The 25,675-nt window shown below is 69.7% G+C and carries 21 protein-coding genes; 13 read left to right on the forward strand and 8 right to left on the reverse strand.

The genetic code is table 11. From position 1 onward, the window contains the following. Window positions 1-193 precede the first annotated feature (193 nt). Window positions 194-1,147: an SRPBCC domain-containing protein gene (locus tag IT355_07895; GenBank protein MCC7053177.1), complete on the reverse strand. Its 954-nt coding sequence runs from the start codon at window positions 1,145-1,147 to the stop codon at window positions 194-196. Continuing rightward, a complete protein-coding gene (locus IT355_07900; protein MCC7053178.1) occupies window positions 1,131-1,490 on the reverse strand; it encodes a helix-turn-helix transcriptional regulator in 360 nt (119 codons plus the stop codon). The genes IT355_07895 and IT355_07900 overlap by 17 nt, the downstream gene beginning before the upstream one ends. Window positions 1,491-1,953: 463 nt before the next feature. Here IT355_07900 and IT355_07905 point away from each other — a divergent pair, with 463 nt between their 5' ends. From IT355_07905 to IT355_07915, 3 genes are all read left to right on the forward strand, one after another. Then, window positions 1,954-2,487, forward strand: coding sequence for a DUF5110 domain-containing protein (locus IT355_07905; protein MCC7053179.1), 534 nt, complete (start codon window positions 1,954-1,956; stop codon window positions 2,485-2,487). Beyond that, window positions 2,415-3,452 (forward strand): creatininase family protein, encoded by a 1,038-nt coding sequence (locus IT355_07910; protein ID MCC7053180.1) that lies wholly within the window; start codon window positions 2,415-2,417, stop codon window positions 3,450-3,452. Before IT355_07905 ends, IT355_07910 begins: the two co-directional genes overlap by 73 nt. 176 nt (window positions 3,453-3,628) lie before the next feature. Next, window positions 3,629-5,020: an ankyrin repeat domain-containing protein gene (locus IT355_07915; GenBank protein MCC7053181.1), complete on the forward strand. Its 1,392-nt coding sequence runs from the start codon at window positions 3,629-3,631 to the stop codon at window positions 5,018-5,020. 63 nt (window positions 5,021-5,083) lie between these two features. Here the strand turns inward: IT355_07915 and IT355_07920 are convergent, their stop codons facing one another. Beyond that, entirely contained in the window at window positions 5,084-5,584 is a 501-nt protein-coding gene (locus IT355_07920) for a hypothetical protein (protein MCC7053182.1), read from the reverse strand. Window positions 5,585-5,980: 396 nt separating this feature from the next. Between IT355_07920 and IT355_07925 the strand changes: the two genes are divergently transcribed. Then, window positions 5,981-7,246 (forward strand): FecR domain-containing protein, encoded by a 1,266-nt coding sequence (locus IT355_07925; GenBank protein MCC7053183.1) that lies wholly within the window; start codon window positions 5,981-5,983, stop codon window positions 7,244-7,246. 234 nt (window positions 7,247-7,480) lie between these two features. On the opposite strand, the gene IT355_07930 is transcribed toward IT355_07925, so the two are convergent. Next, a complete protein-coding gene (locus tag IT355_07930; protein MCC7053184.1) occupies window positions 7,481-9,568 on the reverse strand; it encodes a S9 family peptidase in 2,088 nt (695 codons plus the stop codon). A 215-nt stretch (window positions 9,569-9,783) separates the two neighbouring features. Here IT355_07930 and IT355_07935 point away from each other — a divergent pair, with 215 nt between their 5' ends. Both IT355_07935 and IT355_07940 read left to right on the forward strand, forming a co-directional pair. After that, a complete protein-coding gene (locus IT355_07935; GenBank protein MCC7053185.1) occupies window positions 9,784-10,281 on the forward strand; it encodes a DUF1801 domain-containing protein in 498 nt (165 codons plus the stop codon). After that, complete coding sequence (locus IT355_07940) at window positions 10,282-11,088, forward strand: endonuclease/exonuclease/phosphatase family protein (protein ID MCC7053186.1); 807 nt, start codon at window positions 10,282-10,284, stop codon at window positions 11,086-11,088. Here IT355_07940 and IT355_07945 read toward each other — a convergent pair. Then, complete coding sequence (locus tag IT355_07945) at window positions 11,000-11,701, reverse strand: aspartate/glutamate racemase family protein (GenBank protein ID MCC7053187.1); 702 nt, start codon at window positions 11,699-11,701, stop codon at window positions 11,000-11,002. The genes IT355_07940 and IT355_07945 overlap by 89 nt on opposite strands. A gap of 272 nt (window positions 11,702-11,973) precedes the next feature. On the opposite strand from IT355_07945, the gene IT355_07950 reads away from it, so the two are divergent. Continuing rightward, window positions 11,974-13,905: a hypothetical protein gene (locus IT355_07950; protein MCC7053188.1), complete on the forward strand. Its 1,932-nt coding sequence runs from the start codon at window positions 11,974-11,976 to the stop codon at window positions 13,903-13,905. A gap of 232 nt (window positions 13,906-14,137) precedes the next feature. On the opposite strand, the gene IT355_07955 is transcribed toward IT355_07950, so the two are convergent. Then, complete coding sequence (locus IT355_07955; GenBank protein MCC7053189.1) at window positions 14,138-15,781, reverse strand: D-aminoacylase; 1,644 nt, start codon at window positions 15,779-15,781, stop codon at window positions 14,138-14,140. A gap of 272 nt (window positions 15,782-16,053) precedes the next feature. Here IT355_07955 and IT355_07960 point away from each other — a divergent pair, with 272 nt between their 5' ends. The 6 genes from IT355_07960 (at window position 16,054) to IT355_07985 (ending at window position 20,801) form a co-directional block, all read left to right on the forward strand. Continuing rightward, complete coding sequence (locus tag IT355_07960; protein MCC7053190.1) at window positions 16,054-16,533, forward strand: DinB family protein; 480 nt, start codon at window positions 16,054-16,056, stop codon at window positions 16,531-16,533. A gap of 127 nt (window positions 16,534-16,660) precedes the next feature. Then, a complete protein-coding gene (locus IT355_07965; protein MCC7053191.1) occupies window positions 16,661-17,932 on the forward strand; it encodes an ankyrin repeat domain-containing protein in 1,272 nt (423 codons plus the stop codon). Then, window positions 17,929-18,567, forward strand: coding sequence for a hypothetical protein (locus IT355_07970; GenBank protein ID MCC7053192.1), 639 nt, complete (start codon window positions 17,929-17,931; stop codon window positions 18,565-18,567). The genes IT355_07965 and IT355_07970 overlap by 4 nt, the downstream gene beginning before the upstream one ends. 124 nt (window positions 18,568-18,691) lie before the next feature. Next, the gene (locus IT355_07975) at window positions 18,692-19,939 is read left to right on the forward strand and encodes an NAD(P)/FAD-dependent oxidoreductase (protein MCC7053193.1); all 1,248 of its coding nucleotides are present in this window, start codon (window positions 18,692-18,694) and stop codon (window positions 19,937-19,939) included. A gap of 38 nt (window positions 19,940-19,977) precedes the next feature. After that, entirely contained in the window at window positions 19,978-20,286 is a 309-nt protein-coding gene (locus IT355_07980; GenBank protein MCC7053194.1) for a TusE/DsrC/DsvC family sulfur relay protein, read from the forward strand. A 32-nt stretch (window positions 20,287-20,318) separates the two neighbouring features. Further along, window positions 20,319-20,801 carry a DsrE/DsrF/DrsH-like family protein gene (locus tag IT355_07985; GenBank protein MCC7053195.1) on the forward strand — a complete coding sequence of 161 codons (483 nt, stop codon included), beginning with the start codon at window positions 20,319-20,321 and terminating at the stop codon, window positions 20,799-20,801. Between the two features lie 73 nt (window positions 20,802-20,874). Here the strand turns inward: IT355_07985 and IT355_07990 are convergent, their stop codons facing one another. Continuing rightward, a complete protein-coding gene (locus IT355_07990; GenBank protein ID MCC7053196.1) occupies window positions 20,875-24,003 on the reverse strand; it encodes a choice-of-anchor D domain-containing protein in 3,129 nt (1,042 codons plus the stop codon). 270 nt (window positions 24,004-24,273) lie between these two features. Further along, window positions 24,274-25,602 (reverse strand): MFS transporter, encoded by a 1,329-nt coding sequence (locus tag IT355_07995; protein MCC7053197.1) that lies wholly within the window; start codon window positions 25,600-25,602, stop codon window positions 24,274-24,276. Window positions 25,603-25,675: the final 73 nt, after the last annotated feature.

A 25,675-nucleotide genomic window follows, 5' to 3' on the forward strand; every position in this document is an offset into this window, starting at 1 on the left:
GAACTCGAGATCTCCGTCCCCTTGAACTCGAGATCTCCGTCCCCTTGAACTCGAGATCTCCGTCCCCTTGAACTCGAGATCTCCGTCCCCTTGAACTCGAGATCTCCGTCCCCTTGAACTCGAGATCCCCGTCCCCTTGAACTCGAGATCCCCGTCCCCTTGAACGTGTGCTCGAACCGGTTCGAACCGACCCTCAGCCCGCCAGCACGCCGTCCAGCTTGTCGAACGACCCGCTCCACCCCTGCGTCATCCCCGCCCGCTCGGTCACGAACGCCGCCACCTCCGCCGCCGTCGGCTCCCCGTGCGGCTGCCACAGCACCGTCACGCGCGTCCGCGCCGCACCCTCCGCCACGAAGGTGACCGTCACGTGCATCACCTCGGGCCACACGGGTGCGCCGGGATGGCGCGAGGTGTTCCCGTCGGCGTCCGTGAAGCGCTGCTGGTACACCAGGCGCGACGGCGGCTCGACGGTCTCGTAGTCGATTCGCCCATACATCGTGAAGGCGTCGTTCGACATCGAGAACACGTTCCGCCCCCCCGCACGGATGTCGGCCTCCTTCACGTGCATCGACATCCCCGTCGGCGGCATCCAGGCCGCCAGCTGGTCCGGGGTGGTCCACGCCGCGAACACACGATCCACCGGCGCGCTGAAGCTCCGGTTGATCACGAACACCTCCCGCGACGACACGCGGTGCTCCAGGTACTCTGCCAGGCGATCCCACGTGCCGTTGCCGCCCGCCGCCTTCACGAACGTGCGCGTCTGCGCCGCCGCCTCGGCCGTCGGCAGGATCATGCGCATGTCGAGCTCAGTCTTCCCGCCCACGTCGCGGAACGTCGCCACCACCCGGAACATCGGCGCCGCATCGGCCGACGACGCCCCATGGTCGTACTCGAGGCGCGCCCGCGGCTCGACCACGTGGTAGCGCGTGTAGTTCGGCCAGTCCTTGCCATCCGGACCGTGCATCGTGTACTCCCAGAATCCACCCGGGCGCAGCTCCTTCGCGTGCGTCGTGATCGTGAAGCCGCGCGGGCCCCACCAATGCCCCACCTGGGTCACGTCCGTCCACGCCTCCCACACCATCGCCACCGGGGCGTCGTAGATGCGGGTGATGCGGATCTCGTTCGCCGCTTCAAATGCCGTCGTCATCAGTCTGGCCCGGTGCGGGGGTGGTGAGGCTCTGCAGGTACTCGCCAAGGCGGTCGAGGCTGGCTTCCATGAACACGCGATACTCCTCCATCCACGCCGCCGCGTCCTTCAACGGCTCGGCATTCAGGGTGCACGGACGCCACTGCGCCTCGCGGCCCTTCGTCACCAGCCCCGCGGTCTCCAGCACCTTCAGGTGCTTCGTCACCCCCGGCAGCGTCATCTGCCCAAGGAACGGCGCCGCGATCTGCGTCACTGTCGCCTCCCCCTCCCGCAGCCGGGCGAGGATCGCCCGACGTGTGGGATCGGCCAGCGCCGAAAAGGTGCGACTGAGGGTATCCGGCATGCTTTACCAGTGAGTTAATTAGCCCTTCGGTAAACTACGGGGGTCCATCGGGTCGTCAAGGGCGCCGCGCCGCCACCCTGCACCCCGCCCGCCTGATGGCAGGAACCCCCTCCCCGGCGCTTCTTTCCCCGACCCTACCCCCGGGGCAGGGCCGACCGTCACCAAGGCCCGGGCCAGGCCCTCACGCCCGACACTCGCCCACCCTCCATGTCGCTCACGCTGCACGTGAGCCCGGCCCCGCCGCCGCACCTGCCGTCGCAGGCCGGGAAATACTTCGTGCCGTCGCTGGCGCCGGTGGGGCTGCAGGGACGCAGTGCGCGTGGCGAGACGATCCTGACGATGGACGGCTGGGAGATGGCGCCGCACACCGTGAACGGCGAGCGCACCTGGCAGGTGGGGGCGACCTTCGCGGCCCCCGCCGGCGAGACGGTGTGCGTGTCGTTCATGATGTCGTCGAAAGGGTATGGCATCGTCTGGGACAACCCGTCGGCCACGCAATTCATCGCCGGCATCAACGGCCGCACCGCGTTCCAGTCGAGGGTCGGCGAGCGGGTCAGCTTCTTCGTCATCACCGGCGACACGCCCGAGGCGATCTACACCGGCTACGCCGAACTCACCGGTTGCACGCGGACTCCGCCGACGGTACGCCGGGCGTGACGGCGACTTCACGCTGTACGAAGACGACGGCGTGTCGTACGGCGACGAACGCGGCACGGGCGTCTCCACGCGACTGCACTGGAACGACGCCACCGGCACGCTGACGGGCACCGGCGGCGACCGGGCGCCGGCACGACCGGCAACCGGGCTGGTGCAGGTGATCGGGCGATGCGCGCCCCCGTTGACGGACGCGCGCGCCGCCGTTCAGTTCCGCCAGTTGTCCTCCACCATGAGTGTGACATGCGCTGTCGAGACTGCCTGCTGTTGGTGCCTGTTCTCGCACTGGAACTCGTGCTCGCACCGCTGCTTGCCGCCCAGGTGCGCCAGGTTGGCGACCTGAACACGCGCCAGATTCGCGCCCTCGACCGCACGAAGACCGTCGTCATCCTGCAGGGTGGAATGCTGGAGGAACACGGCCCGTACCTTCCCGCCTTCACCGACGGCATCCTCAGCGCGCGACTGACCAACGAGCTCGCCGCCGGCATTGCCGTGGCACGTCCGGGATGGACGGTGCTGGTGTTCCCTCCGGTGTCGGCCGGCGCCAGCGGCTCGAACGAAATCGGCCGCCAGTACTCCTTCGCTGGCACCTACGCCGTGCGCCCGTCGACCCTGCGTGCGGCGTTCGCCGACCTGGCGAATGAACTCGGCACCCAGGGATTCCGGTGGGTGCTCGTCGTCCACGTGCACGGATCACCGCTGCACATCGGCGCGCTGGACGACGCGTCGGACTATTTCCACGACAGCTTCGGCGGCACGATGGTGAACCTGTGGGGCCTGCTGCCGGTGCTCGGCGGCTGGGGCGGGGCGATGAGTGTGATGTCGCCGGCCGAGAAGGTCGCGGATGGCCTCTCCCTGCATGCCGGCATGGACGAGCACAGCCTGATGCTGTTCCTCCGCCCTGACTTGGTCGCGCGCGACTTCCGCACTGCACCGGTGGTCTCGGGCACCACGTATGCCGAGGACTTCAGCGTGGCCGCGCGCGAGGGCTGGCCGGGCTACCTCGGCGCGCCACACCTTGCAACCGCAGCGTTCGGCCGGCGCATCTGGCGCGCCTTCAGTGCGGCGACGCTCAAGACATCACTCGAGATCCTCGACGGCAAGGATCCGGCGACGATTCCGCGCTACCTCACTTACCTGCGCAAGCTGCCCGAGTATCGCGCGTGGATGGACAGCTCCATGGCGCGTGACTCGGCCGCCGCGCGGCATCTGGCCGACTGGATGGCGCGGCGGACGCGTCAGGCGACGCCAACGCCACCGGATGGTCCAGGCGGCTCGCACGCGCCAGGCGCGTCGCCATCATGGTGAAGGCCAACGACCAGTGCGCGCGCGCCATCGCCGCCTGAGGCACCGGCACTGACCAGGCCGACCTCGCCGTCGCGCTCCGGGCACTCCGGCGCCAGACTGCTCCTCGGGCGAGATGCGCGGGCGGGCCGGCGGCCCACGGCCCGGTTTGCCTCCCATGCCAGCGAGGGCACAGACGCATGAGCGATGTGGCAGTCGCGACCCTTCTCGCCGCACTGCAACGCGGTGATACGACCGCTGCGCTGGGCCAACTCGCGGCCGAACCTGCGCTGGGCCGTCACTGCATCCACACCGCCGCGGCAGTGGCTGACGCGGAGGCCGTCCGCACATTCCTCGCCACCGATCGCGCCCTCGCGCGGGCGCGGCTGGACGGCACCGGTGTCGAGCCGCTGCTCTTCGCAGTGGCGGATGAACTGAAGTCGGCGCTGGCAGTGCCCGCGGCGGCGCACCTCGAGACGGTCCGCCTGCTCCTCGACGCCGGTGCCGACCCCAACGCCGCGGCCCCGCTGCCGGACGTGTCGGAGACCATCCCGGCGCTGTACTTCCCCTGTGTGCGCGGCAACGCCGCCGTCGCCCGGCTGCTGCTGGAACACGGCGCCAACCCGACCGACGGCGAGAGTCTCTACCACGCCGCGCAGCACGACCATCGCACCTGCCTCGCGCTGCTGCGCGAGTTCGGGGCCGACCTGCACCGAGGTCCCGCGGAACACGGCAACACGCCGCTCCACTTCCTCGCGTCACACACGCCGGACAACCCGGTCACGCCGGCGGCGACGCGTGGCATGTCGTGGCTGCTCGAAGCGGGCGCCGATCCCACTGTGCCGAGCTTCGCCGGCATGACGGCGCATCCGCAGGCGGGGGAGACGCCGCTGCATCGCGCAGCGGCGGTCGGGCATGGCACCGACGTGCTCACGCGCCTGGTCAGGCACGGAGCCCGGCCCGACCAGCGCCGCGACGACGGCGCCACCGCCTACCAGCTCGCCGTGCGCGGGGGGCATGTCGCCGCGGCAGCCGCGCTCGCGTCGGTCGGCGCCGACACCACTGTCACCGCCATCGACGCGCTGCTCGCGGCCTGTCACCGGGGCGACGAACAGGCGGCGCGCGCCGAGCTCGATGCACATCCCGGTCTGCTGCTGGGCCTGCCGACCGGCGACCGCGACGCCCTCGGTCGCGCCGTCGGCGAGGGACGGCTCGAGGCCGTGCGCGTGATGTGCGCCATCGGGTGGCCGATGGACCAGGAGGGTGAATGGGGCGGGACACCGCTGCACTGGGCCGCATGGCAGGGCCGGACCGACATCGTGCGCATGCTGCTGGCGCATGGTGCGCCGGTGAACCTCCGCGACACGCGCTACGGGAGTTCACCCATCGCGTGGGTCGCGCACGGGTCGCGGTTCTGCGACCGCGCCAACGACGAGGACTATCCGCGGATTGCCGAATTGCTGCTCGACGCGGGCGCCACGCGGGCCGCGTCGTTCAACCACTGGAGCGAGCCGCCGGAGAGCCTGGCACGGCCGAGCGTGGCGGCGGTGCTGCGTGACCGCGGGTTCCTCACCGGCGAATCGACGGGCTGACACCGGACGGCCGCAGGCGATGCACTGGGCAACGCCTGCGGCCGTGATGACTCGTGCGCGGGCCTACTGCTTTGCGGCGCCGGCCCGCGGCGAGCAGGCTTCCTCGACCGTGTGGAACCGGTCATGGGTGAGCTTGAGGGCGGCCTTCACCTGCTCGTCGGGCACGCTGCGGGTGCCGGCCGCGCGCGCAGCCTCCTCCGAGGCGCGCAGCAGGGCCTCGAGATCGGCGGTGCGAGCCGTCCCGCCGCAGGTCGCCGGGGTCGGCTCCGTGGTCAACGCGCGGGCCGCAGCCACGAGTTCGGCAGCGCGGGCACGGAACGGGGCCAGGTCGTTTCGATCCTTGGCCGGGTGCCAGCTCGCGGCCATCACCGTGTGATACGTGTCGAGTGCCTTCCACGCGATGCCGTGTTCCTCTCCCTCATGCGCCTCGGCGGCGGCAGCGGGGCGCGGGGTGGCCGGCCGCGGCGACTGCGACTGGGCGGAGAGCGCGCCGGCGAACGTGGCCGAGGCCACGAGCAGGACCGCGGAGGCGGTGAGGGTGCGGGCGTGCTGGCGGACGGTCATGCAGGCTCCAGGAGATCGAGGCGGGCAGCTGAGGTCGGAACTCCGCGAAATTTCGGCAGGGTGAGCAGGCATGGCAATCGGCGAATTCACCGAATTCGGTGACAGTGCACCCATTCCCCGGAATCCGGTGACAGAAATCCGGTGACAACAGGAATCCGGTGACAGTGCACTCATTCCCAGGAATCCGGTGACAGTGCACTGATTTCGCCGCCGAGCCGGCGGTGGCGGCTCCGGGGTGCCGCCGGGGGCAGTGATTCCCCCTGATGTAGGGGATTTCCCTCTATGGCGCGCGGAATGCCCCGCACCCACCGTGGATGAGGCACCTGCCACTCCCGCCATCCTGCCGGTTCCCGGTCGGCACGTGCCCAGGCGGATCTCCCCATCCCCGGAGGCCAGATGCAGGCCCTGCCAAGTACGGTCGCCCCGGACGTCTTCACGGGCCTCGTCGCCGGTGAGCGCGACGCCCTGCGCCGGTTGTTCGACAGCTTCGCGCCATCCCTCGCCGCCGCAGTCGACGAGAACGTCGGCGCCGACTCGGCCACGTCGCACATCATCGACGCGCTCTTCCTCGAGGCGTGGCACGAGCGCGCCACGTTCACGTCACCGGATGCGCTGCACGACTGGCTGGTCCGCGAGTCGCAGGCGCTGTCGGCGCGCGAACTCGCCCGCCGCGCGCGGCTCCGCCGTTTCGAGGAGCGCGAGCATATCCACCGCGAGCCGACGGCGGCCCCGCATGCGCCGTTCGACGTGGCGGCCGGCTGGACGCGTGTGACGGCCCAGCTCGACCACACCGGTGACGATGCCACGCGGGCTGCCGAGGCGCGACTCGAGGCGTCGAAGCACGGTGCGGCGGAGCACATCGCGCATGTCGGCGAGGGGATCCCACGCAAGGTCCTCGTCGGCGGTGCAATCGGCTTCGTGGCACTCGCGTCGGCGATCTTCTGGGGCATGGACCGCGCCGGGATGGACGTGCGGCTGAAGCAGGCCATTGCCAGCAAGGATGCGCATGCCATCACCACCGGCTCCGGGCAGCGAGCAACCGTGAAGCTCGATGACGGGACGCAGGTGACCATGGCGGCAGACGACAGCATCACGGTGGCAGCGGGATTCAATCGCGAGTTGCGGGCCGTCTCGGTCACGGGCGCGGCCCGGTTCACCGTCGCCCCCAACCCCAAGCTGCCGTTCCACGCCTTCGCCGGTCGCATGCACGTGGTCGCGACGGGCACCACCTTCACCGTGAGCGCGTGGAAGGACGAGCCGGTGTCGGTGGCGGTGCAGGAGGGGAGCGTGACGGTGACGGTCGGCGACCAGACGCGCGAGGTGGCCGCCGGCGCCGGTCTCCAGCTGTCGGCCGACAGCGTGCTGACCGACGCCACACCGGAGCAGGTGGCGGAGACGGCGCAGTGGGCGGATGGTCGCCTGGTGATCGCGAACCGCACGCTCAAGGCCTCGTTGCCGGTGTTCCGGCGCTGGTACCTCATGGACCTGCGTCCGGAGGTGAAGCTGCTCGACCGACCGGTCTCGATCTCGGTGCCGGTGGACAAGGGCGACAGCGCGATCGTGGCGCTGCAGCAGTCGGCGAACGTGGAGCGGATCTGGGTGAACGGGCAGACGGTGATCGTGGACGCCCCGCCGAAGGGGGCGTCGGCGACGAAGCGCTGAACCGTCCGGATCGGTAACGGGACGGCAGTGTCGGGAAAACCGGTGACAGTGCATGAATTGGACAGAAATCGGCTAAACCGGGGAAAAACCGGTGGGAAAAACCGGTGACAGTGCACGAATTCCCATCTGGCAATTCGTGCACTGTCACCGATTTCTGTCTGTCACCGATTTCTGTCTGGCAAGTCGAGCACTGTCACCGATTTCGCGCCGCCGACTTCGCGCTCACCGATCGCGCTACGGCTGCACCGTCGCGCGGGTGGTGCCGAGGGTGTGCTGCGCAATCCAGTCGTACTCGCGCTTCATGCGGTCGACCTGGTGGTAGTACTCCGACAGCCCGTGCCCCTCACGCGGGTAGAACACCAGCTCCACCGCCTTGCCGCGGTCCTTGAGGGCGCGGTAGAACTCCATCGGCTGGCCGATCGGCACGCGCTCATCGTTTCCGCCGTGCAGGATCAGCAGCGGCGTGGTGATGCGGTCGCTGTAGCTGATGGCCGAGCGCTCGAGGTACTTGCGAACGCTCGCGTTGACGATCGAGCCATCGTACTGCGGGTCGCCGAAGAAGGTGTTGATGTAGCCGGGGATGTCGGTGGTGCCGGCCATCGAGAGCAGTGACGGCAGCCCCGCACCCATCATCGCCGCCTTGAAGCGGCCGGTCTGCGACACGACCCACGACGTCATGTAGCCGCCGTAGCTCCAGCCCTCGAACGCCAGCTTCTCGGGATCGGCGATCCCGAGCCGCACCACGGCATCGGTGCCGGCCATGATGTCGCGATAGTCTCCCCCGCCCCAGTCGCCGGTGTTGGCGCGCATCCACCATTCGCCATAGCCGGTGGAGCCGCGCGGGTTGGGGTACAGCACCGCCCAGCCACGTGCGGCCCAGGTCTGGCCGGGTGCGCCGGTGCTGCCCTTGAAGCCGTTGGTCCACGCCGCCGTGGGTCCACCGTGCGCCGAGACCACCATTGGCACGCGCGCACCCTCGCGGTACCCGACCGGCAGCAGCAGGATGCCCTCGACCGCGCGACCGTCACTCGACTTCCAGCCGATCACGCGCGTCTCCCCCAGCGCGCGATCCGACAGCCAGGCGTTCGTCGTCGTGATCCGCTTCGGCTCCGGCAGCGACGCGTCCTGCACGAAGACTTCGGCCGGCCACATCGGCGAGTCCAGCACGAACGCCATCTTCGCGCCATCGCGGCTGGCGACGGCACCCTGTACCATGAGGTCCTTCGTCATGGTGGTGTAGCGCCGGCTGGCGAGCGTGTAGCTGTAGAGCGTGTTGTAGACGCGATCGCTGGCCGTGAACCAGAGCGACGCGCCGTCGGCCGACCAGCGCGGCTGGCCCGGGCTCACGTCGAACGTCGGCACCGCGAGGTCGGTGATCGCCTTCGTGGCGACATCGTATGTGACGAGGTGGTCGTTGCGCAGCGTTCGGGCGGCGATGCCGTCCTTGTGGGCCGCGAACTCCTTTCGCAGCATCGTGAACGCCAGCGTGCGGCCATCGGGCGAGAACTGCGGCGTGCTCTGCACCTCGCTGGTGGTGGTGAGGCGGTCGATCCGCTGCGACGCGATCTCCACCATGTAAGCATCGCGACGCTCGTCGCGGATCATCGGGGTGGGCGAGGCGTCGAACGCGAGGCGGGTGCCGTCAGGCGACCACGACGGCGCACCACGCACCGTGAAGGCCCCGCTGGTGACCTTCGCCGCCGCCCCTGACGCCACCGTCACGACCCAGAGGTGGTTGAGGCGGAAGTCGGCCTCGAACACCTTCGCATCGTCGCGGCGACGGGTGCGCGCCTCCTGCTCGCGCGTCAGCGTGTCGGGGGTGACGACGGCGATCCGGCTGGCATCGGGAGACCAGGCGAACGCCACCACCCCGTCACGCAGTGTGGTGAGCTGCCGCGCCTCGCCGCCGTCGGCGGGCAGCAGCCAGACCTGCGGCTTCGGCGCGTCGTCGCCGGTGCCGGTCCCGCGCGCCGACACGAAGGCGATCGTGCGGCCGTCCGGTGACCACGCCGGCTGCGATTCGCCGCGCTCGCTGAAGGTCAGCTGCCGGGCGTCACCGCCGGCGAACGGCACGATCCAGACGTGCGAGCGGCGGTCGTGCTTGTCGCCGAGCGCGGTGTCGGCCTTGGCGTTCGGATGCTCCCAGCCGGTCACCGTATAGAGGATGCGGTCACCGGTTGGCGCGATGGCCACGCCGCCGACGGCCTTCATCCGGAGCAGGTCGGCGTCGCTCAGGCCGCGAGGCTGCTGCGCGAGCAGGGGATGGGCCGCGAGCGTGACGGCCACGAGGAGGATGGCGCGGGAGCGGCGGAACGTCGTCATGGGTGTGACGGTCGGGGGTGGGCGTGGCTGGCGGGTCCCGGGTATCCCGAATGGTACGCGCGGTGCTGCCGGGAGTGTTGGCAGCTGGTGCGTCGGCCGATATTCCACGCCGCCCGGGGCCGCCGCAAGGCCCGCGGACGGCCTCACCGAGTCGTACCGGAACGGGTGCTCCCGGGGCCGGTCGACGCAGTCACGTGCAGCAGACAGGGGGAGCCATGGCAGCGCGCAAGGCACCAGTGAAGCGGGCGGCGACGAAGGGGGCCACCGCAAGGAAGGTCAGCACGAGCAAGGTCGCCGCACCAGCGACCCCGAGCCTGCTCAAGGGCGGCAACCCGCAGGTGGCGAAGGCACACGGTGATGCGCCGGTGCAGGCGTACATCGCCGCCATGCCGGGCTGGAAGCGCGACATCGGTGCGCAGCTCGACGCGCTGGTGACGCGCACGGTGCCGACGGTGGTGAAGGCCGTGAAGTGGAACTCGCCATTCTACGGTGTCGCAGGCAAGGGGTGGTTCCTCAGCTTTCACGTGTTCACGCGCTACGTGAAGGTGACCTTCTTCAAGGGCACGTCGCTCACGCCGCCACCGGGTGGGGGCGCGGCGAAGGAGGCGCGCTGGATCGACATCCACGAGGATGATTTCGACGAGAAGCAACTCACCCGCTGGATCCGGCAGGCGTCGAAGGTCCCCGGATGGGGTGGCAGTCCGGCGGATTGAGTGAGCCCCACTGCGCGGGGACTGCGCCTCGTCACCTGGAACTGCTGCCGCGGGCCGCTCGCCGCCAAGCTGGCGGCGCTCGACGCGCTGCACGCCGACATCGCGGTGTTGCAGGAATGTCCGAAGCCGGCAAGACAATCGGACCAGTTCCGCTGGCTTGGTGACACGCCGCGCCAGGGCGTCGCAGTCATTGCGCGCGGCGAGTATCGTCTCCGGCGGCTGCCTGCACCTGACGGCGCCCCGCGGTACGCATTGCCGGTGTCGATCCGGGGGCCGGAGCAGTTCTCGCTGCTCGCGATCTGGGCGATGAACGACCGCCCGCTCCGTTATGTCCGCGCCGTCGTCCGCACGGTGGAGCTGCACCGCGCGCGCCTGGCGCGTGGCGCGATGTTCGTGCTCGGTGACTTCAACTCGAACACCGTCTGGGACCGCGAGCATCCCACCACCACCAACCACAGTGCGCTGGTGGGCCAGCTGGCCGCGCTCGGCCTGCACAGTTGCTACCACCGGGCCACTGGCGAGTCCCACGGTGCCGAGTCCACACCGACCTTTCACCTGTACCGGCACGCCTCGCGCCCCTACCACCTCGACTACTGCTTCGCGCCATCGTCATGGCTGTCGCGACTCTCCGCCGTCACGATCGGCGCGCATGAGCGGTGGATGCGCCACAGCGATCACCGGCCGCTGATCATGGACTTCACACCGCCGGCTGTCGACGTCACCGCGTCGCGGCAACCCCGGCGAGGTCCCGACGATCCGCCGCCAGCTCGGCCAGCAGCGCCACATGCACGTCGAGCGCGTCGATGACGGGATAGCCTGGCGCGTACCCGTCGAATGCCAGCCCGAGGTCCGTCCCCGCCAGCACGATCGCCTCGGCGCCCTGCTCACGCACCATGCGGGTGCCGGCATCGAACATCATCTGGCGCTGCGCCTCGGTGCACACACCGCTCACCGCCACGTCCAGGTAGGCCTGGCCGAGAATCTCGATGTCGTCGTCGCTGGCCACGGCCTCGGTCTGGTGCAGCTGGCCGTAGAGTCGGGTGCGCATGACGACGCGCGTGCCGAGGAGACCGACGCGACGGATGCCGGCGGCGGCGAAGTGGGCGTCGAGAGGTGCCACGGCAGAGACGAGCGGCAACGGGGACATGCGCACCGTCTCGTCGAAGCAGAAGTGCCCGCCGAGTGAGGTGATGGCGGCGCAGTCGGCACCGGCCGCCTGCAGTCGCCCGATGAGCCCCGCGTAGACTGCGGCCTGTTCCTCGCGCTTGTCGGCGAGGTTGTTGCGGATCAGGACGTTCACGTCGGCCTGCACGATGGTGAGTTCCAGCGGCGCCTGCAGTTCGCGCATGCGGGCGCAGAGGCGCTGATAGTACACGATGGTGGCGGCGGGGCCGATGCCGCCGATCAGGCCGATGTGCATTGCGTGTCTCGAAGCGCCGGTGTCGGGCCGGCATCGTCAACAGCGTTCGCGCGGAAGGCGCGGGCGAGCGGAGCGATCAGGAAGATATCCGCGGCATGAGGAAGCGCTTGACAGCGCCACGCACCGCGGTGATGGTATGGGGGTGGCGCCGTCGGAGCGCCCCCGGTCCGCGGGCAGGGAGTGTCCCATCCGACGCACGACGACGCGCACGAGACAACACACCTCTTTTCGGGCTCACGACGCGGACACGAGCCACCACGAAAGGAGGCAGTGTGTCCGAGAACCGCACCAGTCGTCCCGTCGCCGCGAACGCCGGCGACATCCGTTCGCTCCCGCCGCAGCCGAGCCTCGAGTTCGAGAAGAAGCAGGCGAGGCGCCTGCTCCGCCAGTTGCAGGCAGGCGATCCCCAGGCGCTCGCCCGGGCACAGGCACGCCATCCGTCGTTTCCGGCTGGCACGCCGGATCGCGCGACGCTGTCCGAAGCGCAGCTCATCATCGCGCGGGAGTACGGCTTCAGCAGCTGGCCGCGATTCAGCCGCTACCTGTCGACACTGGAGCGCGGGATCAGCGCCAACCGGTCGCTCAACCTCGGTGATGCGCAATCGTACGAGCGCGAGGCGCAGCGACTCCTGATGATGCACAAGCATGGATGGGCGTGGACCGCGCGCCAGCTGGCGGCGTACGTGCCTCGATTCGTGGGACAGTCGATCGCGGAGGTGCGGGCGGCGGAGGTCACGCTCGATGATGCGAAGGTGGTCGTCGTGCGAATGCGGCATTGCACGAACTGGGAGCAGTTGTTGGCACACGCCGCGGCGATGCGGCCACGCGTGGAACAGGACCCGTGGGAGCGACAGGAGACGCCCCGAATGCGGGCCTGCCGCGCCATCAGGGCTCACGACCTGCCTGGCCTGCAGGCACTGGTGCGCGCGCACCCGGAGCTGCTGCAGCCCGAAGCCGAGCTGCAACGCGTGGGCTGGTCGCTGATGGCGGAAGCGATCGAGCTCGAGCCGACCGATGGCCGGGTGGACGCGCGCGGCATTGCGGACTGGCTTGCAGCGCAAGGGCTCGACGTGCAGGCGAGCCTGAACCGCGCCCTCGTGCGTGAGCGTCGCCCGTGGACCGTCGCCGCCGTGCGCCGGCTGCTCGACCGGGGCGCCGACCCGTCCTGGATCGCGCCGACCGGGCTCACGGTGCTGGAGCATGCGATCGTGCAGTACTGGAACGGGCAGGCGGTGGACCTCATCGCGCAGCGGGTGCGTTCGCGCCGCGCGTTCTGGATTGCGGCCGGGCTGGGGGACGTGCCCGGTGTCCGCCGGTTCTTCGGCACGGATGGCACGCTCACGGCTGATGCGTACCGCGACCGGCCGCCTCTGGAGCTGATGAGCGTCGCACTGGCGGTGCCCACGCTGCCGGAACCCGACGACGTGGAGGTGATGGCGGAGGCAGCACTCGTCGCCGCGATGAATGGTCGCGTGGCGGTGCTCGAACTGCTGCTCGACATGGGCTATCCGGTCGATCACCGCTTCTGGCTGGACCAGACGCTCGTGTACTTCGCGATCCATCACGGCATGGACACGATCGTGGAGGTGCTCGTGCGGCGCGGTGCGGATCTCGACGTGTCCGTCGGCGGCCAGATGCCGACCGCGCGACAACTGGCCGCGCAGATGCTGGACTCCGTGCCACACGGGCGCTCGCCACGCTTCCGGCGGATCGCGCGACTGTGTGGTGTCGTCGGGCAGCGACCGCCTGAAGCGCCTCTCGTCGATGAGTACCCGGTGACGCGCGCGCTCGAGGCGGCGGGTCTCGACGCGCAGCGCATGGGCAGTGCAACAGTCGGCAGCGAGCATCTCATGGTGGGCCTCATCTGCTGGGGCCAGGAGTTCATGCCGATGGTGCTCGCGAACGGTGGCGTGGATGTGTTGCGCCTTCGGGCCCACCTGGGGGATCGCATCCGGCCCGACGAGGACGCAACCGCAGCTGCGACCCCGCCGCGGAGCGACGAGGTCACGCGCACAGTGGAGCGCGCCCACGCCATCGCGCGCGAACGGGACCACAACGCCGTCAGCATGAGTCACCTGGCTACCGCGCTCCTCGAGGACGACGGCGGCGCCGCGGCGCAGTTGCTGCTCGCCTTCGGCGGCTCACTCGAGCGGCTGCGCGCCGAGTTCGCGCCGGTGCCCGAGTACGGGGCGCAGCCGGACTGAGCCGCAGGAATCCGGCGGACGGAATCCGGTGACAGTGCACACCATTGACGGCAATTCGTGCACTGTCACCGGATTTCGCGGAATCGTGCACTGTCACCGGATTTCTGACGGCAATTCGTGCACTGTCACCGGATTTCGCGGATTTCTGACAGCAATTCGTGCACTGTCACCGGACTTCGCGCGTGCACTGTCACCGATTTCCCGAATTGTGCACTGTCACCGAATTCGGGTGTCACCGAATTCGGGGCGGGCGGCGTGTGCCCGCCCGCCGCACGATCACCTTCCCCGGCCGCGCCGCCGTGAACACCCCGTTGTCCACCACCGGCACCCCGGCCACCAGCACATACGGGATGCCCTCGGGATAGTGGTGCGGATCCTCGAACGTCCCCACATCGCGCACCGTGGCGGCCTCGAACAGCACCACGTCGGCCACGCAGCCGACGCCCAGGCAGCCGCGATCACGGAGGCCAAGCCGCGCGGCAGGCATCGCGGTCATCTTGCGAACCGCCTGCTCCAGCGTGAGCACGCGCTCGTCCCGCACGTACCGCCCCAGCACCCGCGGGAAGGTGCCGAAGTTGCGCGGGTGCGGCACTTCGGCGCCAAGCTGCGTGATCCGTCCGTCACTCGCGATCATGGTCTGTGGGTGCGCCATGATCCGCCGCACGTCGGACTCGTCCATCACGTGGTACACCATGCCGGCATCGCCCCGCAGCACCCCGTCGAGGATGAACGGCGGCGCGTTCTCGAGCGTCGGCGCCACACCTCGCATCACCAGCAGGTCGTGCAGCGTCTTCCCGTTCAGCGCGGGGTCCCACTCCACCCGCGAGAACTGCACCCGCCGCAGGTCGCCGCCGCCACGGTCGTTGCGGAGCAGCTCCACGATACCGGTCACGATGCTGTCCTTCAGCTCCGGATCGGCGAGTCGCTCACGCAGCGCCGCAGTTCCACCCGACAGCGCCCACGTCGGCACCAGCACCGACAGTGACGTGTAGCTGGCGGTGTATGGGTACTGGTCGAGCATCACGTCGGTGCCGGCGCGGCGCGCCGAGTCCACCATCGCCAGCGTCTGCACGCTCCGGCCCCACATCAGCCGCCCCACCGCCTTGTGGTGCGTGAGCACGACCGGAATCCGCGCCTGCCGCCCGATCTCCAGCGCCTCGGACACGCCCTCGATCAGGCCCACCCCTTCCTCGCGCAGGTGCGACGTGTAGATCCCGCCGCTGTCCGCCGCCACGCGCGACAGGGCGATGACCTCGTCGGTCTTCGAGTAGGTACCGGGCAGGTACCGCAACCCGGTGCTCAGGCCGAACGCGCCATCGCGCATCGAATGGGCGACCATGTCCTGCATGCGCACGAGCTCCACCGGGCTCGGCTCGCGATTCTCGGTGCCCATCACGGCGCGCCGGATGGAATTGTGCCCCGCCAGGAACGCGACGTTCATCCCGAGCCGGCGCGCGCGCACCGAATCGAGATAGGGACCGAACGGCCACGGACCGCCCCCGTCGGGCCCGCCAAGCGCCAGCGTCACCCCCTGTCGCACGTGGCTCTGCGCGTCGGGCATCGCCAGGATCGGCTCGAGGTGCGCATGCAGGTCGATGAAACCCGGGGCGACGATCAGCCCGCGCGCGTCGATCACCCTCCTCGCGCGTGAGGCCGGCAGCGCCGCAGCAGACACGCGCACCACACGCCCGCCCCGCAACGCGATGTCCGCCGCGCGCCGCGGACCACCGCTTCCATCCACCAGTGTCCCGCCGGTGATCAGCACGTCGTAGGAGGCAGGACCGCGCTGCGCCTCCACCCGCGCCACGGGTGCAACGGCGAGCAGGCTGGCGAGCAGGCTCGTGATTAGCGCGGCGGCAGGAAGGCGCAGTCTCATATGTGGCCGGGCGTGAGCCGGAAGGGATGACGTGCCGTGACCGGAATGTCACGGACCGAACAAAAGCCACCATAATCTCACGCATCGGTACGCGCGGCGCAGACGCATGCGAGGTTCGTCAACGGTCCGGCGAACCCGGACAGCGCAGTGCGGCCGCCGCCGACTCGCCACGCGCGGCCGGCCCGTACCATGTGGCACATCCGCCACCGGGAGCCTGCGATGCGAAATGTGGTCATGGGCAGTTCGCGCCGACGGGCAGGAACGCATGGCATTTGCCGGAGGACCTCCTGAACCGCTCGACACGGGACCTGTTGCTGGAGGCCGCGGCTGCGGTGGAGGAGATCATCCATGCCGTGGAGTCGCTGCCGGCGCCCGGCGCGCTCCGCGTTGGTGACTGGTCCGCCACCGACGTGCTGGCCCACGTCACCTTCTGGCACGAGAGCTTCGCCCGCACGGTGCGGGCACTGTCGGCAGGCGCAGTGCCGGATGTGCTGCGTGGCAGCTACGCGGAGCTCAACCGGCGCGGCGTCGAGCAGTCGAGCGGCGCGGCGGTGGCGGCGATCGCGGCGCGGCTGCGGCAGGCGCAGGGCGTGATCGCGGCACACATCGGCGTCCTGCCCCCGGGCACCATGATCCCGTACCGGAAGGGCTCGCGCGACTACGCGCCTGACGAGCACCTGCAGGTGGTGCGCGATCACCTCCGGCACCACCGGCGCCGGATCGAGGCGGCGCGGCGCAGTTCCGCGCCGTGAGGTCGGGGGCTAGCGTACGTCGTTGATCGCGTGTGGCACGACCCATCACACGCGGTGCGCGTCGGCGTGCGACCTGCCCTGCCCGCTCTGACGACCCTTATCCACCCCGCACGCCACCGGGAGCACCGTGCCGACACGCAGCCTGCCCGTCCGCCCCGACCGGCGCGCGATCGAGGCGGAGGCCGAGTCACTCCTGGCGGCCATGCGCGCGGGGGATGTGGCGGCGTGCGCGGAGCTGCAGGAGTTCCTGCCAGGGCGGCGCGATGCCGGACCGCCCACCCTGCACGACGCGCGCGAAGTCCTCGGCCGCAGCTACCAGGGCAGCGGCTGGACGCGGCTGGTGCAGGCCGTCACCCTCGTCGATGCGATCTGGAACGACGACATCGACACCGTGCGGGCGCTGGTGTCGGCGCACCCCGCGCTGCTCCACGAACCTGCGCTGATCCGGCGCGACAGCAACTGGGGTCCGCCCCTCAGCTACGCCGCCAACCTCGGGCGCGACGGGATCATCCGGCTGCTCCACTCCCTCGGGGCGACGGACCTGGAGAAGGCGCTGCAGCGTGCCGCGTTGCAGGGCCAGGTGGCCACCGGTGTGATGCTCCACGGAATGCTCGGCAGTCCCGTGCCGACGGCGGACTCACTTGGTGGACCGGCGTACACCCTCAGCGTGCCGGGCACGCAGTTCCTGCTGGGACTCGGCGTGCCGGTGGTGGATGCGTCGGGGGAGCGCACCGCACCGGTGGCCGTGGTGCTGGAAACCGACAGCCGCAACCCGGCCGCGAAGCATGCGATCCTCGCCGCCTACGAAGCCGCGGGGCTGGCCTATCCCGACACGCCCGTGATGGCGCTGCACCGCGGTCGCATCGACCTGCTCGAGGCACACCTGGCACGCGATCCGGCACTGCTCACCCGCACCTTCCGCCACCGCGACATCTACCCGGCCGACATGGGGTGTCGCGATCCACTGGACGCCACCACCGGCACGCCACTGGACGGCTGCACGCTGCTGCACATGTGTGTGGAGTACGACGAGCTGGAGATCGCGCGCTGGCTGCTGGATCGCGGCATGAGCCCCGACGTGCGCGCGCATACCGGTGCCAGCGGCTTCGGGGGATGGACCCCGCTGTTCCACACGGCCGTCTCGCAGCCGAACTTCTGGCTGAACCACCAGCACGATGGACGGGGCAGCACCCCCTTCGCGGCGCTGCTGCTGGAGCGTGGGGCCGATCCGCTGGTGCGGGCGTCGCTCTGGAAGCGTCTCCACCCGGGGCACGGTGACGCCTCACGTCGCGACTACCGCGACGTGACGGCGCTGTCGTGGGGTCGGCGCTTTCACGACCGCCGCTTCGTGAGCGATGGCGCGCTGGCGCTCATCGCGGCGGCCGGCGGGGTGGAGTGATCCGACGGCTCGGGCGCGCGGTGCGCACGCGCGGCGCAGCGTTCTTCGCGCTGGGATGCCTCGTTTCCGCCGGCTGCGGGTGGCTGGAGGCCAACTGGCTTTCGATCGCGAACGAGACGTTCCGGCTCGGCGTGATCTTCGACACCCGTCCGCCGTGGCTGGTGGCGCTCATGACGGCCCTGCGATGGGCACCGTGGGTGGTGCTCGGCGGGCTGGTGGTCGTGCGGCTGGTCCGCGGACCGGTCGTGCGACCGGTGGCGTTCGCGGCCGGTGTCCTGACGCCGTACGTCGTCGCGCTGGTGCTGGTGTTCGCCGGTCCGGTGTTCGCAGACCGGATGCACCGCACGAGGTTCGAATCGGCGGCGTGGAAGGCCAACGCCGGAGAGCGGACGGACTGGCCGGCGCGGCTCACCATGGTGGACGACCTGCTCGCGCGACGCCTGCTGGACGGCGTCGGCGCGGACAGCGTCGTCGCCCTGCTCGGGCCGCGGCGTGAGACGATCTTCAGCCGGGAGTGGGACTACGTCTACTGGCTTGGCCCCGAGCGCGGGCTGATCCGCATCGACTCCGAGTGGCTGGGGGTGCGGCTGGGGCCGAACGGCCGGGTCTCGGGCGTGCAGATCCTGCGGGACTAGCCGGACTCGACGGACCGGCGGCCCCACGCGTCAGGGTTTCCCGCAGGACCCCGCACCGATTCCCCCGACGCTCGTCAGGTGTTCGCGCGGCCAGACTGCGGTGAAGAACTTTCACCCACCGCAGATGAAGACCCTGATCATCCTTGGCGCGGGCACGGCTGGCACGATGATGGCCAACCACCTGCAACGCGAGCTCGTGCAGAAGGGCGACCCCGGCGCCTGGCGCATCATCATCGTGGACGAGCGGGTGGAGCACTACTACCAGCCCGGCTTCATCTTCGTGCCGTTCGACATCTACCAGCCGGAGGAGACGGTCAAGCCGATCGCGGAGTTCATCCCCGACGGTGTCACCCTGCTCCGCCAGCGGGTCGAGCGCATCGACGCCGCGGCGTCGCGCCTCCTGTTCGACGACGACGTGCCCCTGCCCTACGACCTGCTCATCATCGCCACCGGGTGCAAGATCGCGCCGGAGGAGACGGAGGGGATGCTGGGACCGGAGTGGCAGCAGAGCGTCCTCGACTTCTACACGTACGAGGGTGCGATCGCCCTGCGCGACCGGCTGCGCACCTGGCAGGGCGGCCGGCTGCTGGTGCACATCACCGAGATGCCGATCAAGTGCCCGGTGGCGCCGCTGGAGTTCGCCTTCCTCGCCGACTGGTACTTCCGGTTGCGCGGCATGCGCGACCGGGTCGAGCTCACCTTCGTCACGCCGCTCAGCGGAGCCTTCACCCGGCCGCGCGCCGCCGCCACGCTCGACCACCTGCTCGAGGAGAAGCACGTGCGGCTCGAGGGGGACTTCGCCATCGAGCGGGTGGACAACGAGCGCAAGGTGATCGTGGACTACGGCGGACGCGAGCTGCCATTCGACCTGCTGGTCACGGTCCCGGTGAACCGGGGCGATGCGGTGATCGGCCGCTCCGGGCTCGGCGACGACCTCGACTTCGTGCCCACCCACCGTGCCACGCTCCAGTCGGTGCAGCACGCGAACATCTTCGTGATCGGCGACGCCACCAACGTCCCGGCCTCGAAGGCCGGCTCGGTGGCCCACTTCGAGGCCGAGGTGCTGACGGAGAACATCCTCCGGTTCGTGCGCGGCGAGCCGCTCCAGGAGACGTTCGACGGCCACGCCAACTGCTTCGTCGAGACCGGCGACGGCAAGGCGCTGCTGATCGACTTCAACTACACCCACGAGCCGGTGCCGGGCACCTTCCCGTTCCCCGGCGTCGGCCCGATGCGCCTGCTCTCCGAGACGCGCATGAACCACATGGGCAAGATGGCCTTCCGCTGGATCTACTGGAACATGCTGCTGAAGGGGCACCACATCCCCTTCGTCACCACCACGATGCAGGAAGCGGGCAAGGACTTCTCCTGAGCCCGCTGCCGCTCCTGCGCCACGCCCCGGACAAGACCATGGACCGAAGCATCGCCGGCACCACCGTCACCGTGAACGAGGAAGGCTACCTCACCGACCTGGCGCAGTGGACGCCGTCGGTCGGCGAGGCGCTGGCCGGTGAGGCCGGCATCACCCTCACGCCCCGCCACTGGGCCGTGCTCGAGTACCTGCAGCGCGAGTTCCGCAGCAATGCCCCCCTCAGCATCCGGCGGATCGGCAAGAGCGGCGTGACCGACATCAAGGAGTTCTACCAGCTCTTCCCGGTGGCGCCGCTCAAGACGGCGTCGAAGATCGCCGGCATCCCCAAGCCCGCCAGTTGCATCTGACGCGCGCCGGACCACCCGCACCAGGGACAGTCATGACGGAGTATGACGGCAAGATCCGCAAGATGATGATCATCCTGTCGAAGGCGACGCTGGAAAACGTCTATGCCGCCTTCGTGCTCGCCAACGGGGCCCGCATGGAGGGGATCGAGGCGGAGATCTTCTTCACCTTCTTCGGGCTGGAGGCGATCCACAAGCAGAAGCTGGAGCACCTGCACACCGCCACCGTCGGCAACCCGGCCATGCACATGCCGACGATGCTCGGCGGGTTGCCGGGGATGGAGGCGCTCGCGACGATGATGATGAAGCGCGAGATGGAGAAGATCGACATGCCCGACGTGCATGAGTTCCTCGACATCCTGAAGGCCTCCGGCGTGAAGCTCTGGGCCTGCAAGCTGGCGATGGACATGTTCCACCTCACGAAGGACGACCTGTACGACGATGTCGACGGCGTGCTGACGGTGGGTGACTTCTACCAGCAGGGGTCGGGACTCGGGACGCACATGCTGTTCGTGTGACCCACGGTCCCGACGCGACGCGGCGGCAGCCCGGATCCCCGGACTGCCGCCGTCGTCGCGTACTGGCGGCGCGCTACTTCTGCTTCGCCTCCAGCATGCGCTCCAGCAGGGCGATGATCTTCTTGCAGCAGGCATCACTCACCCCGCCCCGCCCGCCCGGGTCACCGGTGACGGGGGGCTGCTTGATCGTGCCCTCGACGTACTTGGACCGCATCACCTCGCGGTGCACCGGTTCGCCGTCCCGCGTGAAGCCGCTCGCGCGGAAGGTGAACGAATAGGTGCCGGCCACCGCCGTGTGCGTGAAGAGGCGCGCGTACTCGCCGTCATCGGCATCGCCGTCGTCGTGTGCACCGTCATCGGCGAGCACGATGTTGGTCCACGCCTGGCCGTCGGGCGCCACGGCGTCCACGGTGACCGTGCACCCGGTCACCGGCAGCCCCGCCTCGGTGGGCATCCCGGTGAGACGGATCGGCTGCCCGACGCTCACCGGCGCGCCCGTCACGTAGGCCTGGAGCCGGAAGTTCGACCCGACACCGATGGCATAGCCGAACTCCACCGGTGCCTTGTACTCACCGCAGTCCGCACCCGCGAACCCGATCGACTTCGGCTTCCGCGGCGGGTTGCCACGGCAGACCTTGCCGTCGTGCATGACGATAAGCTTCCACCGCCCCGCATAGCGCTGGGGCTCCTTGGCCGGCATCACGAAGTCGAGGAAGCGGGACGTCTCGGTGAAGCCGCTCCGCATCTGGAAGCCCGGCGGGACGAACCCGCCGTCGACGATCTCACCCGCAGGGCTCTCGAGCCAGAACGGCAGCCGCAGCCCGCCCAGGTCGTAGATCACGATCATCGCGTTGACGTCACCGTTCAGGATGTCGAACTCGTAGACGTTCTTGTTGCCGGGATACACCAGGTCCTTCGGATCCGAGATCGTCGAGGCATCGAAGAGATCCATGTAGATCTGCGTGTAGTACTTCATGAGCTGGTACGCCGTGGCCGGCTGCGTCGGGTCCACCGCGAACCAGTTGCCGCCGGACCCGCTCGAGAGCTGCGCCAGCTGCGACGCGTCGATGTCCTGGCCGGTCCCGAGGCCGACGGCGTAGATCTTCACGTCCGCCGGTGGCACGAACGGCAGGGTCGCGATCATCACCGCCGGGTTGCCCGGGTCGCGCGCCATGCCACCCAGCACGGAGTAGAACTTGTTGTCCGCCGGGTTCTTGAACGCCGTGTTGTCCATGCCGTCGGTGAGCACCACCACGGACTTGGTGAGCAGCGCCGGCACGGGCCCGGTGCGCGGGACCGCGAACTCGGGGATGCCGGTCATCACGCCCGCCGCGATCGCCGTCCAGCCGTTCGGCGTGAGCGGCGGATCCTTGATCGCATCCACCTTCGACTGCTGATTGCCGGCCGTCACCTCACCGATGCCGAGGAAGGTCGACGCATCGGTGGAGAACCGTGTGCCCGCGATCCGGTTCCCCAGGTCGGGCGGGATGAGGCTGGCGAACAGCCGGCCGGCCTGCATGGCAGCCCCCATCTTGTTGCCGCCGCCCTGCACCGCCTGCGCCATGCTTCCCGAGGTGTCGATCACCGCCACCGCATCCACCACGTTGCCCGCGATCACGCTCGCCGTCAGCGGCAGCGTGAAGCTCGCCGGCCCGTTCGAGGCGTTGTGGGAGTCGATCGTGAGGGTGGCCGTCGCCGTCTTCGGCGGCGTGTCGTTGGCGTGGAACACCACCACCACTTCCTCCTTCCCGTCACCCGTCTGGCCCCCGCCGCAGTGTTCCTCGGGGTGCACGATGTACGACCGGCTGGCCTGCACGTCGGTGATCGACTGCGACGCCTTCATGAGCCCGAACAGCGCGGCGTCGGGGCCCGAGATGCTCGCGGTGAAGGTCAGCGTGTCGTCACCGGTGTTGGTGACCGTGATGAAGCGCGGCATGCGGTAGCCCTGCCGCACCTCGCCGAAGGCCGGGAACGGCGCCGGCGGCACGGAGATCACGGCGTTGGGAATGCACCCGTCGCCGAGCAGCGTGATGGTCTTGGTGCCGCCGGGCGTGCCGACCACCGTCACCACGGACGACACGGGGCCTTCCACCGCGGGCGTGAACGTCACCGGCACCACCTGCGACTGTCCGCACGTCAACGTCCCCGCAAACGCCGGCCAGTCGAACACGCCGCTGCCGGCGGAGACGCTGAAGGCGATCGGCACGTCGCCGGTGTTCTTGACGGTGAAGGTCCCGTTCACCGGCGTCCCGACCAGCTTGTGCCCGTAGTCGAGCGGATTCGCCGTGACCGTGAACGCAGGCTGCGCCGTCTGGGCCTGCCCGCTGCAGACGATGCTGGACGCGCCGTTGGCCGGCGTGCGGGTGATGGGCAGGCTCACGTTGTTGAACGACCCCGCCGCTGCCGGCGCGAACGTGACCGTCACCGTCATGGACTCGTTCTTCGCGAGCTTGGCCGGGAACGACTGGCTCTGCGCAGTGACGGAATACGGCGCCACCGAGCCGACCCCGTCGATCGACAGGCAGTCGTCACCGTCGTTCTTGAGCGTGAACTGCTTGGTGGACGTGGGGGCAGCGCAGCCACCGAGCTTCACGGTGGAGAATGTCGTCGGGTTCGACGGCGTCAGCTTGACCTCGCCTGCCGGCAGCTCCACCGGTCCCGCCTTGATCGCACCGCCGTCCTTGATCTGCACCTTCAGCGGTGAACCGGCCACGACCTCGCCGATCACCTGGTTCACCGGCGTGAACGGAGGTGGACCACCGAGGATCACGGCGCCGGTGTCGCTCCGCAGGATCGCAAGCCCGCCGGTGCCCGACGGCGTTGGCGCACCGATCAGGCACACCACACCGTTGCCCAGGCTGGGCTGGAGGAACGGCAGCCCGATCGCCGAGATGAACATCACGTTGGTGGAGGTGAGCGACGGCCCGGTGAAGTCCACGATGCTCATCGCCTGGTTGCCGGGGTTCGTGGTCTCCGACGTCAGGATGGCGAGGAAGTTGTCGGTGCCGAAGAACTTGTGGCGCACCACCTGCCCGCCCGGCTCGGGAAAGTTCAGCGTGCCGTTCGGGGCGGAGATGGTGACGCCCGACGACGTGTGCGTGACGGTCCTGCCGCCCTTCGTCTCGGTCGCGTTCAGCCAGGTGCCTTGCGAACTGTTGTCGAACAAGCTGACGGTGGGTGTGCCGAGCGGTGTGCAAGCCATGGCTGTTCCTCTGACGTGTGGGTCGTGGGACTGCGTGCGCTGCGCTGGGTGGGAACGGTCGACGCCGCCTGCGCGTCACTGCGGACATCGCCGTCCGCAGCTTCAACGCACCGATTGCAGTGGCTGCATCACGACTCATCCGTGGCGCACGGCTCACCCTGCTGCGCGGGCAGCGTGCAGGCACGGCCGTGGCCAGCGTCATGCCCGGATCCGTCACAGGCGACAAGCACATCCATTGTTCGGCTCGCGGCGGGCGCGGGCGCGGCAGCCTCAGGCGGCTGTGTCCCGCAGCCGCGCAGCAGGCCGGGCCGGCGCGGCCCGGGTCGCGATCATCACCAGCCCCGCGCCGATCAGCAGGAACACGGCGATCACGTACAGCCCCGCCGTCGCCGAGCCGGTGGCATCCTTCGCCACGCCGATGATGTACGGGCTGAGGAAGCCCGCCAGGTTGCCGATGGAGTTCACCGCAGCGATGCCCGCCGCCGCCGAGGCCCCGCGCAAGGCGGCCGTCGGCAGCGTCCAGAACAGCGCGATGTTCGACAGCGAGCCCGCCATCGCCGCACTCATCGCCACCAGCCCGATGGTCAGGCTGGTGCTGAAGTTCCCGGCCGCGACCAGCCCTGCCGCGCCGAGCACCGCACCCGCCACCAGGTGCCAGCGCCGCTCGCGGTGCCGATCCGAGCTCCACCCCACCAGCACCATGAACACCGCCGCCACGGCCGACGGAATGCCGCTCAGCAGCCCGATGCGGCCGGCATCCTCCACCCCCATCGTCCGGATCAGCTGCGGCAGCCAGAACGAGATGCCGTACAACCCCATCACGAAGCTGAAGCTGATGCCGGCGAAGAGGATCACGCGCGGGTCGCGCAGCGTCGCGAACACGTTCGCATGCTCCACGCCTCCGGCCTCCTGCTCGAGGTTGCGGAGCAGCAGCCGCCGTTCGTCCTCGGGCAGCCAGCGCGCCGTGGTGATCGACTCGGGCAGCAGGAAGAACACCGCGACGCCCATCACCAGCGAGGGAATCCCCTCGAGCAGGAACAGCCACTGCCAGCCGGCCAGCCCGCCCCGGCCCGCCATCACCTCGAGGATCATGCCGGACAGCGGCCCGCCGATCACGCCCGAGATCGCGACACCGGTCATGAAGAGCGAGATGATCTGCGCCCGGCGTGACGAGGGATACCACTGCGTGAGGTACAGCACGATGCCGGGAAAGAATCCCGCCTCGGCGAGGCCGAGCAGGAAGCGCACCAGGTACAGCGACCACGGCCCGGTGACGAACATCGTGAGCATCGAGAGCACGCCCCAGGTCACCATGATCCGCGCGATCCACCGCCGTGCACCCACGCGGTGCAGGATCAGGTTGCTCGGCACCTCGAACAGGAAGTAGCCGATGAAGAAGATGCCGGCGCCGATGCCGTACGCCGTGTCGCTCATGCGCAGGTCCGACAGCATCTGGAGCTTGGCGAACCCGATGTTCACGCGGTCCAGGTACGCGACCACGTAGCAGAGGAACAGGAACGGGATCAGGCGCAGCGTGACGCGCCGGTACGCCCGCGCGGCGAGTGGGGAATCGGCGGCCGGCGCCGGCGTGGGGGGCATGCGCCCAATATGGCGCGCGGTCCCGGCAGCCGGCATGCCGCGATGAGGGCTCACTGTGCCCGACAGCTCGGTG

It is taken from the genome of Gemmatimonadaceae bacterium (assembly GCA_020851035.1).
In the GTDB taxonomy this organism is placed as follows: domain Bacteria; phylum Gemmatimonadota; class Gemmatimonadetes; order Gemmatimonadales; family Gemmatimonadaceae; genus JACMLX01.

Bases quoted from the DNA above. Each gene is read 5' to 3' on its own strand.
- IT355_07920 (MCC7053182.1), bottom strand. From the start codon at position 5,584: ATGACCGTCCGCCAGCACGCCCGCACCCTCACCGCCTCCGCGGTCCTG.
- IT355_07955 (MCC7053189.1), bottom strand. From the start codon at position 15,781: ATGAGACTGCGCCTTCCTGCCGCCGCGCTAATCACGAGCCTGCTCGCC.
- IT355_07980 (MCC7053194.1), top strand. From the start codon at position 19,978: ATGGACCGAAGCATCGCCGGCACCACCGTCACCGTGAACGAGGAAGGC.
- IT355_07895 (MCC7053177.1), bottom strand. From the start codon at position 1,147: ATGACGACGGCATTTGAAGCGGCGAACGAGATCCGCATCACCCGCATC.
- IT355_07900 (MCC7053178.1), bottom strand. From the start codon at position 1,490: ATGCCGGATACCCTCAGTCGCACCTTTTCGGCGCTGGCCGATCCCACA.
- IT355_07905 (MCC7053179.1), top strand. From the start codon at position 1,954: ATGGCATCGTCTGGGACAACCCGTCGGCCACGCAATTCATCGCCGGCA.
- IT355_07985 (MCC7053195.1), top strand. From the start codon at position 20,319: ATGACGGAGTATGACGGCAAGATCCGCAAGATGATGATCATCCTGTCG.
- IT355_07945 (MCC7053187.1), bottom strand. From the start codon at position 11,701: ATGCACATCGGCCTGATCGGCGGCATCGGCCCCGCCGCCACCATCGTG.
- IT355_07990 (MCC7053196.1), bottom strand. From the start codon at position 24,003: ATGGCTTGCACACCGCTCGGCACACCCACCGTCAGCTTGTTCGACAAC.
- IT355_07915 (MCC7053181.1), top strand. From the start codon at position 3,629: ATGAGCGATGTGGCAGTCGCGACCCTTCTCGCCGCACTGCAACGCGGT.
- IT355_07925 (MCC7053183.1), top strand. From the start codon at position 5,981: ATGCAGGCCCTGCCAAGTACGGTCGCCCCGGACGTCTTCACGGGCCTC.
- IT355_07975 (MCC7053193.1), top strand. From the start codon at position 18,692: ATGAAGACCCTGATCATCCTTGGCGCGGGCACGGCTGGCACGATGATG.
- IT355_07935 (MCC7053185.1), top strand. From the start codon at position 9,784: ATGGCAGCGCGCAAGGCACCAGTGAAGCGGGCGGCGACGAAGGGGGCC.
- IT355_07930 (MCC7053184.1), bottom strand. From the start codon at position 9,568: ATGACGACGTTCCGCCGCTCCCGCGCCATCCTCCTCGTGGCCGTCACG.
- IT355_07995 (MCC7053197.1), bottom strand. From the start codon at position 25,602: ATGCCCCCCACGCCGGCGCCGGCCGCCGATTCCCCACTCGCCGCGCGG.